13 protein-coding genes and 1 pseudogene are annotated in these 12,197 nt (G+C 53.6%); 3 read left to right on the forward strand and 11 right to left on the reverse strand.

Features of this window, described 5'->3' with window-relative positions; genetic code table 11:
- Positions 1–57: 57 nt before the first annotated feature.
- Positions 58–570, reverse strand: a complete 513-nt coding sequence (locus tag JJB97_RS05960) for an S-type pyocin domain-containing protein (protein ID WP_238713117.1) — start codon at positions 568–570, stop codon at positions 58–60.
- Between JJB97_RS05960 and JJB97_RS05965 the strand changes: the two are divergent.
- Positions 533–754 (forward strand): annotated as a pseudogene (locus JJB97_RS05965) (transposase domain-containing protein); the annotation flags it as partial. The gene JJB97_RS05960 and the pseudogene JJB97_RS05965 overlap by 38 nt on opposite strands.
- A 158-nt stretch (positions 755–912) precedes the next feature.
- On the opposite strand, the gene JJB97_RS05970 reads toward JJB97_RS05965, so the two are convergent.
- The 9 genes from JJB97_RS05970 to JJB97_RS18735 form a co-directional block, all read right to left on the reverse strand.
- On the reverse strand, positions 913–1,380 hold the full coding sequence (locus JJB97_RS05970) for a DUF6392 family protein (protein ID WP_238713118.1): 468 nt from the start codon (positions 1,378–1,380) through the stop codon (positions 913–915).
- Positions 1,377–2,045 carry an S-type pyocin domain-containing protein gene (locus JJB97_RS05975; protein ID WP_238713119.1) on the reverse strand — a complete coding sequence of 223 codons (669 nt, stop codon included), beginning with the start codon at positions 2,043–2,045 and terminating at the stop codon, positions 1,377–1,379. The genes JJB97_RS05970 and JJB97_RS05975 overlap by 4 nt, the downstream gene beginning before the upstream one ends.
- Positions 2,046–2,428: 383 nt before the next feature.
- Positions 2,429–3,865, reverse strand: a complete 1,437-nt coding sequence (murP, locus tag JJB97_RS05980) for a PTS N-acetylmuramic acid transporter subunit IIBC (RefSeq protein WP_238713120.1) — start codon at positions 3,863–3,865, stop codon at positions 2,429–2,431.
- Between the two features lie 2 nt (positions 3,866–3,867).
- Positions 3,868–4,776, reverse strand: a complete 909-nt coding sequence (gene murQ / locus JJB97_RS05985) for an N-acetylmuramic acid 6-phosphate etherase (RefSeq protein WP_238713121.1) — start codon at positions 4,774–4,776, stop codon at positions 3,868–3,870.
- 41 nt (positions 4,777–4,817) lie between these two features.
- Positions 4,818–5,390 carry a DUF2057 family protein gene (locus JJB97_RS05990; protein WP_238713122.1) on the reverse strand — a complete coding sequence of 191 codons (573 nt, stop codon included), beginning with the start codon at positions 5,388–5,390 and terminating at the stop codon, positions 4,818–4,820.
- 55 nt (positions 5,391–5,445) lie between these two features.
- Positions 5,446–6,522 (reverse strand): porin, encoded by a 1,077-nt coding sequence (locus tag JJB97_RS05995; protein ID WP_399198168.1) that lies wholly within the window; start codon positions 6,520–6,522, stop codon positions 5,446–5,448.
- A gap of 348 nt (positions 6,523–6,870) precedes the next feature.
- The gene (locus tag JJB97_RS06000; RefSeq protein ID WP_238713123.1) at positions 6,871–7,038 is read right to left on the reverse strand and encodes a hypothetical protein; all 168 of its coding nucleotides are present in this window, start codon (positions 7,036–7,038) and stop codon (positions 6,871–6,873) included.
- Between the two features lie 34 nt (positions 7,039–7,072).
- Entirely contained in the window at positions 7,073–7,195 is a 123-nt protein-coding gene (locus JJB97_RS18535) for an aldehyde dehydrogenase family protein (protein WP_263457880.1), read from the reverse strand.
- A gap of 1 nt (position 7,196) precedes the next feature.
- Positions 7,197–7,325: a hypothetical protein gene (locus JJB97_RS18735; RefSeq protein ID WP_399198187.1), complete on the reverse strand. Its 129-nt coding sequence runs from the start codon at positions 7,323–7,325 to the stop codon at positions 7,197–7,199.
- 1,086 nt (positions 7,326–8,411) lie between these two features.
- Between JJB97_RS18735 and JJB97_RS06010 the strand changes: the two genes are divergently transcribed.
- Complete coding sequence (locus JJB97_RS06010) at positions 8,412–9,332, forward strand: LysR family transcriptional regulator (protein WP_238713124.1); 921 nt, start codon at positions 8,412–8,414, stop codon at positions 9,330–9,332.
- A 446-nt stretch (positions 9,333–9,778) separates the two neighbouring features.
- Here the strand turns inward: JJB97_RS06010 and JJB97_RS06015 are convergent, their stop codons facing one another.
- Complete coding sequence (locus tag JJB97_RS06015) at positions 9,779–10,480, reverse strand: TetR/AcrR family transcriptional regulator (protein ID WP_238713125.1); 702 nt, start codon at positions 10,478–10,480, stop codon at positions 9,779–9,781.
- Positions 10,481–10,552: 72 nt separating this feature from the next.
- Between JJB97_RS06015 and JJB97_RS06020 the strand changes: the two genes are divergently transcribed.
- Positions 10,553–12,067 carry an MDR family MFS transporter gene (locus tag JJB97_RS06020; RefSeq protein ID WP_238713126.1) on the forward strand — a complete coding sequence of 505 codons (1,515 nt, stop codon included), beginning with the start codon at positions 10,553–10,555 and terminating at the stop codon, positions 12,065–12,067.
- Positions 12,068–12,197: the final 130 nt, after the last annotated feature.

A 12,197-nucleotide genomic window follows, 5' to 3' on the forward strand; every position in this document is an offset into this window, starting at 1 on the left:
ATCAAAAACAGGCAATTACACAATTTTAATTACAGTCTCGTGAAAAACTGTTGGCGTTTATTGCTCAGCGGTCTGCGTCCCGTATTGTGTATTAGCTGTATTAGCTGTATTAGCTGTATTAGCTGTATTAGCTGTATTAGCTGTATTAGCTGTATTAGCTGTATTAGCTGTATTAGCTGTATTAGCTGTATTAGCTGTATTAGCTGTATTAGCTGTATTAGCTGTATTAGCTGTATTAGCTGTATTAGCTGTATTAGCTGTATTAGCTGTATTAGCTGTATTAGCTGTATTAGCTGTATTAGCTGTATTANAGGTTCGCTCATTATTATAGTGAGCCAGCCATCCATCAAGATTCTTCACTTCCGGCGCCGGGGTGGTTGTTGCTTCAATACTGGTATCTTCCGCCAGTGGATCAATAACAACCGGGTTCGGTATCCTTACCGGGTTTTGGTTACCTGTATTTGACGAAACAGTTATACCGGCACTGTCAGACGTCCAAATGATGGTGATACGCGCTTCTTCCTCTGAGTGCGTGCGACGAGCGGTCTGCCCTGGCAAGGAAAATGACATCTTCTTCGGCAGCGATCATGGTGGCGAGCGTGGAACCATGCTGTATGGCCTAATTGGAACGTGCAGGCTCAATGGCCTCGATCCGAAAGCCTACCTCTGATATATCCTGAGCGTGCTGCTGGAATGGACATTGAACAAAGTGGCAGAACTTCTGCTATGGAACGTAGATCACACCACTAAATAGCCGTTAATACGGCAATCACTTTACGCTTACATATCAATAAATTGCAATGCTAAGAGTCGGTTCTCCACAGTCGGTGTGCTTTGGCTGAATGTTCGAAAGGATAAGGAATGAAGCAGCACTACCGATATGTAGTGCTGCTTTGGGAAGAATGGGGAAATCTACCAACGAAGGGCTGAAGTTGGGAGGAAAGTTATTTTTTTTACCATTTCTTCCAGATCGTAACTGACTTGCATTGCTATAGGCATATGAAAATCCTCTATGGCATAACGTTCAGTCCATCCAAAGGTTTTGTTTGCTACCTTGCGTGGAGGAGCTGCTTTATCTGGTTTCCCGAAGGTATCATGCACCCATTGTCGTGGCATTTCTGTCTTGAGTGGCGTAGGTAAATCATTAGGGAAAATCCACCCTTTTATGCCATCCCGCTGAATTCGTAACGTTATTTCCTGAAGTATCATTCCGTCTCTTTTGAAAGAAAGAAATACTCCCTCTTTGACCATATCAAGGTTGAGATCAGGATCTCCATATTCGCCAGAAGGTTTCGTTTTATACGATATAATGTTCTGCTCAAGCATTTCGTGATACGTCTGACCTAAGCAACGGATTAATGCCTCAATATTTATTGTCATTTATACAATCCCATTGATGAATTAATTTTATGCATTTTAACTCTTGCAGCTTCTATTTGTGCTTCTGTAGCGCCATGCTCTTTCAATGCTGATTTTATTGCATCAAGGTTTCTATCTACTGCTGCCCGCAAATTAGATGCATCTAATTTAATCTGAGCCTCACTATTCCTACGCCCATAAGTTTCGCTGATTTTTCGATGAACATCTATTGGAACAGTAATTGCTGCGACCTCATTTGCCAAATCATTAATATCATCTTTGTCTAATAATGGATCTAAGTTTCGGTAATATTCTTTTACTGCTGCCTTTGACGGTATATGATCGGCATGATATTTACCTTCCCGTGAGCGCCCTTCGAGATTACTATATAAATCAACTTCCAAAAACTTAACAGGTGGCTTGCTCAGGTATATATATATCGGAGGAATATTCGGCAACGGCAGAATAAGAATATAATCCGCAAATTTCTTCTCTGCCGGCGCCGGAGTGGTTGTTGCTTCAATACTGGTATCTTCCGCCAGCGGATCAACAACTACCGGGTTCGGTATCCTTACCGGGTTTTGGTTGCCGGTATTCCACGAATTATTCTCACCTGTGTTATCCGGCGTCCAGACGATCGTTATATAGGGATCTTCCTCCGTGGTGAACGTATAACCGAATTGCAATTTGACTTAAACGCGATGTTTGCCAATCGGTTACGGGGGTACGCCTTAGTATGCAAATCAGGTATGACGCGGACGAAATGGCCAGGCCCGGACTCATTTTTTCCTGCTTCGGAAGTGCGCTGGCGATTCCGTTTTCTGGAGGGCCTTAAAGCGCAGGGTAACCTGGTTTCGCATGGCGGGCATACGCTGTCGGGGGCGTAAAATGGCGCGGGTCAGCAGCCGGAAGGCGCATACGTTCACCACGCAGGAAGTGCCGTTCACCATCAAACGAAGTGATTAACGCAAGGGAGTGGAAGGGGGCAAGGAAAGCGTCGTCGGAACCGGTAAACCGGTAAAAGGCGGGCAGGCGGCGGGGGAATAATGCGCTACCGCCTGCCCTTATTTTAGCTTAAATCAACGTTTTTATGGCCGAAAAACCAGGTCACAATAAAGCCGGAGAGGTAAGAGATCAGCACGCCCGCTGCATAAACGGCCATGCCGGCGTAAATCCCTTCGCCTGAAGTCATCAGCGGCAGCGAAACCAGGCCTGAGGGACCAAAGACGGTGTTCAGGCCGACCGGCAGCCCGAACCACGCCACCAGCCCAATGAAGAAACCGCCGCATGCGCCGCCGATGCAGGCGGTAACGAATGGCTTAACGCGCGGCAGCGTAACGGCGTAAATCAGCGGCTCGCCCACGCCCAACAGCCCCGGAATAATAGCCCCTTTCACCTGATTACGGGTGATGGAACCGCGCGCCGAGCGCAAGTAAAGCGCCAGCGCCGCGCCCACCTGACCGCCGCCCGCCATCGCCAGAATCGGGAACAGGGAGTTGAAGCCCTGCACATCCATCAGCGCAAAATAGACCGGGATAAACCCCTGGTGGACGCCAAACACAACCGCTATCAGGAACAGGCCGGCGAGAACGGCGCAGCCAAACGGGTTGCCGTTGAGGTGTAAAAACAGCCAGGACATCCCCTTAAACAGCTCGCCGCCAAAAGGCATGATAAGCGTAAACGTCAGCGCGCCGGTGATAAGCAACGCCAGCATAGACGTCAGAATCATGTCCAGGTTATCGGGGATAATCTTACGCAACTGGCGCTCGATCCAGGCGCCCAGCATTGAGGCGATCAGCACGCCGATAATGTTACCGCGCGGATCGATATCCATCCCGAAGAAGTTATCAATACCGGAGAAGTAGCCGGTTGTCGCTTGCGGGTTGTAGCCCAGCAGAAACAGGGCGGCGATAATTGCGCCGTTTACTCCCGAACCGCCAAACGCTTTTTGGGCGTTATAGCCAATCAATATGGGCAGGAACGTGAACAGGCCTTTGCCAAAAATTTTCATATAACCCACGATATGCACAATCGTGGCATTTTTCTCAGCGGCGTTCGCCAGCAGGCTTTGCTCGATTAACGTAGCGAAGCCCAGCAGCATCCCGGCGGCGATAAAGCCTGGAATCAGCGGCGTGAAGATGGTGGCGAACTTTGCGAGGAACTGATGAACCGCGCTGGTTTGCTTCGCCTTCATTTTCTGTTTTGTGTCGCTGGCGATGGATGCGACGGCCTGCGGTTCGGCATTCGCGCCGTTTGCCAGCCTGTGGTTCATCATCTCGGCAGCCGTCTGGGCCTTGCCCGGGCCGAGGATTATCTGAAGCTGATCGTCGCTGTTGATAACGCCCAGCACGCCCGGCAGCGCCTTTAATGCATCCTGCTGGATAAGCCCATCGTCTCTAAGCGTCAGGCGCAGGCGGGTCATACAGTGGCCGCACACCTGTATATTCGATTTATTACCTACCCGTTCCAGGATAGCAGTAATAAGTTGTTCGGTAATTTTGGCCATTGCTAGCTCCTCGCATTTGCCAGTGCCTGGCGAATGAATCCGCCGTTATCGTTTAAAAGCTGTTTTGCCTGTTCTGCATTGAGATTTGCCAGCACCATAACGATTGCGGTTTTACAGTGGCCGCCGCATGCGTCCAGCGCCTGTTTGGCCATCTGTTGATCGCAGTCCGTTGCCTGCATAACTATGTTGATTTGACGTTGAACCAGCTTCATGTTGGTCGCTTCCACGTCCACCATCAGGTTGCCGTAAACTTTGCCGGTGCGGATCATCGCGCCGGTCGTGAGCATATTCAGCACCAGCTTTTGCGCCGTACCGGCTTTCATGCGCGAAGAACCGGTCACCACTTCCGCGCCTACTACCGGAACAATCGAAATATCGGCAATTTGCGTCATTTCGCTGCCTTCGTTGCAGGTCAGCGCCACCGTGGTTGCCCCCAGGCTTTTGGCATAATTGAGCGCGCCGGTCACATAAGGCGTGCGCCCGCTGGCGGCAATGCCTACCAGCACATCACGGGCGTTGAACTGGATATTTTTCAGATCGTCAACGCCAAACGCCACGCTATCTTCGGCGTTTTCTACCGCCTGGAGGATGGCCTTATGTCCGCCTGCGATTAACCCTACCACCTGCTCATGCGGCGTGCCGTAGGTCGGCGGGCATTCGCTGGCGTCCAGAATCCCCAGACGTCCGGAGGTGCCCGCGCCGCAATAGATAAGACGCCCGCCTTTCCCAAAGGCCGCCACGATGGCGTCAACGGCGCGCGTGATGGCCGGAATCACTTTTTCAACCGCCAGCGCGACTTTTTGGTCTTCACTATTAATCACGCGCAACATTTCTTCGGTAGAAAGCATGTCGATGTTTTCGCTCTGAATATTGCGCCCTTCGGTGGTCAGGGAAGATAAATCGATTTTCATTACGGTACTGTCTCGCTGTTTGTTGCTATAAAAGGCAAAAGTTAAAGTTCCAGCGCCCAGCGCAAAAAGGCTTTGCGATCGGCGGCGTTAAGTTTTAAAAATTCACGCTGTGCCTGGCTTAATGTGGCCTTGCCTTCCTGTGTTGACGCGGTCGACGGGCGTGCTACAGCGCCTCCTGGCAGATACTGGCTGTAGTCTGTCATTAATGAGCTTTGGGCAATGTTCACTTTCTTCGCGTTCAGAGCAACGCTATCTCCCTGGGCGTCTTTAAGCGTAAAGCGAGGTTGCTCAGCGGCCCTGCGCGCTTCCTGCGCGGTTCGGGGCGTATCAGTGGATAATGTAAATGCGCCGTTTTGGGGCGTGCTAAATGTTAAAAGCCAGGCCTCAGAGGTCACGCGCCCCAGGCTTTCGTTAGAAGAACCCGGATTGGCGGACGCTTCAAAACGCACAATCAGCGCCTGTTCGCCTGCGTTAACCGTTATCGATTTGGCCAGGGCGTTCATCTTCGCATCGCGGGCGGCTAAAACGTTAACGTTCTCGCTGGTTTTGATTGTTGCGGCCTGCGCGACGCCGGTTAAGGTCAACAGCGCCAGCATAAGCATCGTTCTTATCATCGGATTCTCCTTTTATGAACCGGAACGGCGCGCCCGTTCCGGCTTCACGGCAAGTTTAAAATTCGTAACGCAGCCCTGCGTGGTAGAAGCTTTGCGAGGCTGAACTACCGCCAAACGAGACATTACTGCCGGTAACGGCGTTATAACCGTCGTGGCCGTTACGCAGAATATACGCAGTGTAAATTGAGCTGCGCGGGGTGAGCTTGTACTGCACTTCAAATGTGGTGTCACGCAGCATAAGCTTATCGCCGCCCTTATTGCTGAGGTAGCGGTAGCCTGCACGCACCGTCCAGTCGCTGTTGATGTCATAGACAGCGGTGAACTCGTGGTTTTTGTCTTTGCTGTCCGCCCGGCCGTTAACATAGGTTACGGTATCCTGCGAATAGAGGTAGCCAAGCATCAGCGGGCCAAGGTAGTAGCGCGTACCCACACCGCCATAGGTAAAGGTATCTGCGCCGTTAGCGCGGCTCTTTTCACCCTGGTCGGCGCGGGTTTTCTGGAACGCCACAACCGGCGCCAGCCTGCCCGCATCCCCCATATCCAGCGTATAGCGCAGCGCTGCATTGTAGCCATAATCCAGGTCGGAAGTATTATTGCCGATGATATAAGCGGTAGAAAAATCCAGATTGCCGAAGCTGTTCTGGTACTGCACGGTGCCGTCCTGACGGAAAACCTGCACGGCGGTCGGGTCGATGTAGCGCGCCTGGCGGCCGGTTGAAACATCGGAGCTTGCGAATACGTCGCCAATATCCGTAAACATAATCAGGCCGGAAGAGACGCGCCCGCCGGTCAGTTTCCCGTACTGGGACATATCCAGACCTGCCCAGACATAGCGTGCGGTCAGGCTGTCGTTATCCCCTTCAACGTTATTGGCGTATTCAGCGGAGTTGACCTGATACTGCGCAAGGCCAATCACGGATACTGTGTCGTTAACCACCTGGCGGCTGCTAAAGCCGAGGCGGCCGTCAAAATCGCCCTGGGTATCGCCGGTTTTTTTATCTGAAACGTTGAAACCCAGGCGGCCGTACAGATCGACGGTAGAACCGTCTTTTCCACGATAGATTTCAGCGGCTTGCGTTGCGCCACAGGCCAGAATAGCCAGCGCAGAGATAAGGTAAGTTTTTGTTTTCACTATCATCATTCTCTTTTTGGGGACGAGCTATTAGTGTAATTCGCGATGGAATAATCTATTATTAAAATAAAAATATGAAGGAATATTTTATTCAATCTTAAATAAATGTGACTGCCTTCAAATAAAACGCTGTCTACGTATTCGCCAGGCGCTGGCGTACCGGGGGCCTGCAAACATAAAAAGACAAGGCGTAGGGGCATGACAAAGTGGTAACAGAAGCGGCGAGGCGTTTTGTTCCGCCCGTATCCTGTATGCGCGTGAACAGATAGCGGGCTGGAGAGGAAAGAACATTCAGCGACAGGCGGTTGAGTGTATACGGGCGCGCAGCCGCCAAAAGCGGCGCCAGGACTAACAGGGGCCGCCAGACAACGGATCCTGTAGCACCACGATGCTTAGCGCAGGCCGCCCGGGTTGACGTACTTCGTTTTGGGGGACGCTTGCGGCGCTTTCTCGCCCGGGGCCGGGCTCTTTCACGCCGCCGAAAGACGTCGCCTCGATGGAGATAATCCCCCGCATTCACGCCCACCGTGCCGCTGCGTGACGCGGCGCGTTAAATCGCAGGTGTAGAGATCCAGAACGACGTGGCGTTAGCGTGTTCAATGGCCTCCTGCTCCTGGCTGCAACGGAAACAGGCAGCCAGCGGGCCGAAGGTTTCTTCACTGGCAAGCCGCATTTTATGCGTCGCGTCGGCGATAACCGTGGGCGGGTAAAACGAGGCGCCGGGCGCGTGGGCGTTCGCCGCCGCACACCAGGCGGCGGCCGCGTTGCAGCGCGTCCTTAACGTGCGCTTCTACTTTATCCACCGCTTTTGGGTTAATAAGTGGCCCTGCCGCGCGCCTGCCGGGTGTTCGCAACGAAGGCTCGCCGCCTGCGCCGTTTCATGTATTATAAATTTATTTTTTCATTAGTAATGTTACTGTTTTTGGGCGCATATTTGCGACAAGGCAAGCACCTGTTTGAATTGGTCGGGGGTAATAAAACAAGCATACGTATGGGCTGCAACTATATGATGCGCCCAAAACAGGCGGAAGCGTAGTGGGGTCAGGTTTTAAATAAATACCGTAATGTGGTTTTTTCTGTTGTTTTTCATTGTTTATGTAATTTTTTACACCAAATTATGGCGGTTTTTATGAAAATCACACAACGTGTCGTTGGCGGAATTTAGCGTGATAAAAACAGAATAAAAATAAATAACCGTCGGAGGGCGTTTTTCCGGCGTTTGTTGTAATTTTTAATACTTAAGCTAAATTTATGAAAAATGCGCGTGGTTGCCGCTTTGGCGGTTCTTTGCTTGCCTGCGACGCGCTCCGGTTAAGGCCGTTTTATGGATAAACGTTTATGGCCTGACGTTTATGCGCGCGCATTCGTGTTTTTCGCTTCATCGTTGCAGGCGTAGCTGCCTGTAATGACGTTCAGCGTTTAGCTGACCAGTGTCATACGTTAATGGCGCCTGGCAACGTCGCGTCATTTGCCGTGAGCGGTACGGTGCAGGACACCGTTTTATTGCTGCGATGGCGCTTAACCTGCCGAGCCCTGTTTACGGGGCGTTAACCTGCCTCAGCGCCCGGCGCGCGACATGGCAAGCGGCGCTGAGCGAATGAGTCATGCACGTTACAAGAGTACGAACAATGGCCGCTGGGGCGTAAGCGGCAGCGCGAGTGGGCCAGGCGCTGCTTTATCTTTCTCCAGGCCGACGGACGGCTGCGTGCATATCACTATACCGCCAGAGCGCTGGCCGGGCAGGGCAGGCCTGCGGCCTACTCAGGTGGTGAATGTCGCGTTTTAATCCCGGCGCAGGAGGCGTGGGGCGCGGCTGTTGCGCTACAGGCAGCCGCCGAAGCAGGGACGGGTATTTATTAACGTTGTTTATACCTTCTGGCGGAGCCACAATGAGCAATGATTTCAGAAAGCTTGACCTCAACCTCCTGAAGGCGCTGGATGCTCTTATTGATGAAGGCAGCGTCACGCGCGCAGCGCAGCGGCTGTCGCTGACGCAACCTGCGGTAAGCGGCATGCTGGCCAGGCTGCGTGAATATTTTAACGATCCGCTGTTTGTACGCGCGCAGCGCGGCATAGTGCCTACGCTGCGCGCGCAGCAGTTGGCCGCGCCGGTGAAACAGATCCTTTCAGAAGTAAAGTTACTGTTGCATCCGGCAAGTTTCGATCCGAGCCTGGCGCGGCTGAATTTTACCGTAGCGGCATCGGATTACGCGTTAAAGGCGGTCATTGTGCCGCTGATGGCGGCGCTCAGGTCGCACGCGCCGGGTATCAGTGTAACCGTCGTGCCGGTGGAATCTCACCGGCTGTTGCGTCAACTGGAGCATGGCGATATTGACCTTGTGGTGGCAATGCCCCAGAACATCCCCGAAGAGTTGCACGGCCGTGTACTGTTCGTGGAACAATATGTGTGCGTTATGCGCGCAAACCACCCTGCGGCGAGAATGGGGAGTATTTCACTGGAACAGTTTTGCTCGCTGGATCATGTGCTGGTTTCTGACTGCGTCAGTTTTACAGGCTTAATGGCGCAGGCGCTGGCGACGGTAGGGGGCAGACGACGGGTCGGCATGACGGTAAACAGCCCGCTGGCTTTAACGGAGGTGCTGCTGGCATCGGATATGTTAGCCGTGGCGCCGCGTCGGCTGGTTACGGGGTGCGCGCAGCTTGCCGTAATGGAGACGCCGGTGCCGATACCGGGATTTATGAAAAGCATCGCCTGGCATGAGCGCACTCACCGCGATGCCGCGCGGCGGTGGATTCGCTCGCTTTTGCTGGAGATTTGCCAGGCGAAAGACGAGCCCGCGCAGGCGTAGCGTTTGCAAAAAAGAGGCGAGACCGCTGACAAACCCCATCCTGTCGCAGACAGGATGGATGAAACACAATAAAAAATAGGGGAAATCAATGCATTGATTTTCGCCTGCTTACCACAAAGAAGGAAAAACCCCGTTTTCTCTTCTTTGTCAACAAACTGAGGCGCGTTTAACGCGCCTGAGGTTATTGATAAGCGCCGCTCCATACGATAACGGTGCGAAAAGTCAGAAAATTAACTGATTACTTTTTGTTCGATCGTCGCAAAAAGGATAAAACCACGCTTTTGTTTTCTTTGTCATCAATCTGAGGCGCGTTTTCACCGCGCGCTCATTGCGTAAAGGCGGTGCCCCGGCGCCCGATATGCCGCTTTCTTTTACACCGGTACGGCCTGGATAAAACTTTCAATATCGTTCATCGTCTTTAAAAAAAGAGCGCAAACCGCAGCCGTCTACGTCTCGCGCACGCGCGCAGGCGGCGTGAGAACGCCCCGGCGCAGCAGCGTTAGCGCATGTTGTACGATGGTATCGGCATCCACGTTTATGCCGTTGCCTTCAAACTGGCGCTGCTTAAGCACTGCAAAGGGCACCAGAATCAGGCTCATTAACGAGGTTAATAACAGCGCAGGGGAGAGCGCTGCATGGATAAGCCCGCGCTGTTGCCAGCTTTTGAGCGTAGCGAGCGCCAGGCTGCTTTCCCGGTTACCAAAGCGGTGATGCAAATGTTGGCGCAAAATGGCGCTTTCGCCGGTTAACTCCTGCAGCCACAGCGGCGCGAACCACGGATGCTGCGTTGCGGCCTGGGCGAGCTGGCGGGTCATGAGCGTAATGGCGGTTTCCGGCGCGTCGGCATGCGTGGCAAAGATATCGCTGATGGCTGCGCGCAGCGGTAGAAAACGTTGCGCGGCGATAACGTCCAGCAGTTGTTCGCGCGAATTGAAGTAATAGTGCAGCATGGCCGGCGTGAGGCCAGCTTCACGGGCGATGGCGTTCAGCGATGTTTGCGCAACCCCGTGTCGGGCAAACAGAGTAAGGGCGGCATCAAGCAGACGTTCGCGGCTATCAGCCCCCGGGGCGTTGCGCGGACGGCCCGGCCTGCGGCCCTGAGATTTGTCCGCAATTTTGGCCGGTTTAGCTTTCTGTGCCGTTTTCATTCGCAGCTCCGTTGACGCTTTTCAGTGACCTTATCAATATTAATTAACCAGTTAATTAATTACGAGCGATTTATGGGTGCAAAATTTACGGCGCCTGCCGGGGGGGAAACGCAGGCCGGGCAACCGTCTGTTCGCCTGCTTTTTAGCGCGCTGATGCTGGTCATGCTACTGTCTGCGCTTGATCAGACTATTGTGTCAACGGCGCTGCCTACCATCGTGGGGGAACTTGGCGGGCTGGATAAACTCTCCTGGGTGGTTACGGCCTATATCCTTGCGTCAACCATTGTGGTGCCGCTGTATGGCAAATTTGGCGATTTGTTTGGCCGCAAGATAGTGCTGCAAACCGCTATTGGGCTATTTCTGGCAGGTTCAGCGCTGTGCGGGCTGGCGCAGAATATGACGCAACTGGTGCTGATGCGCGCCCTTCAGGGATTAGGCGGCGGCGGGCTGCTGGTCGTCAGTATGGCGGCGATAGCCGACGTGGTGCCTCCTGCCAGCCGCGGTCGCTATCAGGGGCTGTTTGGCGGGGTATTTGGGCTGGCGACGGTACTTGGGCCGCTTATTGGCGGTTTTATTGTTCAGCACGCCTCCTGGCGCTGGATTTTTTATATTAACCTGCCTTTGGGGATACTGGCGTTACTGGTTATCGGCATGGTATTTAGCGCCAGCAACAGGCGCAAACGCCACCAAATTGACTATCTCGGCGCGTTTTATCTCAGCCTGACGCTTTTGTGCATTATTTTATTTACCAGCCAGGGCGGCACGGTGCTGGCATGGTCAAACCCGCAGTTGTGGTGCATTCTGGCGTTCGCGCTCGTGGGCGTGGGCGGATTTATTTATGAAGAGCGTATCGCCAGCGAACCGATTATCCCGCTCTCGCTCTTTCGCGACCGCAGTTTTCTGCTGTGTAGTTTGATCGGTTTTATCATCGGTATGTCGCTGTTTGGCTCCGTCACTTTTCTGCCGCTTTATTTGCAGGTCGTTAAAAACGCCACGCCTACCGAGGCCGGGTTACAGCTACTGCCGCTCATGGGCGGGCTGCTGGCGACCTCGGCTGCGAGCGGGCGCATGATTAGCCGTACCGGGCGCTATCGTTTTTTCCCGATTGCCGGAACGCTGCTGGCCTTTGCAGGAATGACGTTGTTGACTACCATTACGACCCATTCTCCGACCTGGCATCTCTATCTTTTTACCTGCCTGCTGGGGATGGGCCTTGGAATGGTAATGCAGGTGCTGGTGTTGGCGGTACAAAACAGCGTGTCGCCGGGGCTTATTGGCGTGGCGACGTCGGGCGTTACGCTGTTTCGCTCGGTGGGCGGTTCTATTGGCGTGGCGCTGTTCGGCGCGGTGTTTACCCATATCCTGCAATCAAATCTGTTGCGGCTGCTGCCCGAAGGCACGCCGTTGCCGCGAGAGTTGAACCCGGTAGCGGTACACCACCTGCCGCAGGCTATTCGCAATGATTATCTCCAGGCTTTTGGCGCGGCGATACATGCGGCGTTCACAATGGCGGCGGGGGTTATTGTACTGGCTTTTGTTCTCTCATGGCTGCTGCGCGAGGCGCCGCTGCGCGGCGGGGCGGCGTAAGGTTTAAAGCGCTACCGCCGACGTGGCGCGCCAGGGGCGGTCGTGTTAAGCGCAACGCGGCTACTTCCGGCGCGCCCGGCCAACGCTGGCAGGGCGCTTTTCTGGCCGGGACGCAGGGGCCGTCGTTCCG

The organism is Tenebrionibacter intestinalis, assembly GCF_016632365.1.
Taxonomy (GTDB): Bacteria; Pseudomonadota; Gammaproteobacteria; order Enterobacterales; family Enterobacteriaceae; genus Tenebrionibacter; species Tenebrionibacter intestinalis.

Coding starts and splice junctions, on each gene's coding strand:
- murQ (WP_238713121.1), bottom strand. CDS start 4,776: ATGAAAATCGATTTATCTTCCCTGACCACCGAAGGGCGCAATATTCAG.
- JJB97_RS06015 (WP_238713125.1), bottom strand. CDS start 10,480: ATGAAAACGGCACAGAAAGCTAAACCGGCCAAAATTGCGGACAAATCT.
- JJB97_RS05990 (WP_238713122.1), bottom strand. CDS start 5,390: ATGATAAGAACGATGCTTATGCTGGCGCTGTTGACCTTAACCGGCGTC.
- JJB97_RS06020 (WP_238713126.1), top strand. CDS start 10,553: ATGGGTGCAAAATTTACGGCGCCTGCCGGGGGGGAAACGCAGGCCGGG.
- JJB97_RS18535 (WP_263457880.1), bottom strand. CDS start 7,195: ATGCGGCTTGCCAGTGAAGAAACCTTCGGCCCGCTGGCTGCCTGTTTC.
- JJB97_RS06000 (WP_238713123.1), bottom strand. CDS start 7,038: ATGCGGGGGATTATCTCCATCGAGGCGACGTCTTTCGGCGGCGTGAAA.
- JJB97_RS06010 (WP_238713124.1), top strand. CDS start 8,412: ATGAGCAATGATTTCAGAAAGCTTGACCTCAACCTCCTGAAGGCGCTG.
- JJB97_RS05970 (WP_238713118.1), bottom strand. CDS start 1,380: ATGACAATAAATATTGAGGCATTAATCCGTTGCTTAGGTCAGACGTAT.
- murP (WP_238713120.1), bottom strand. CDS start 3,865: ATGGCCAAAATTACCGAACAACTTATTACTGCTATCCTGGAACGGGTA.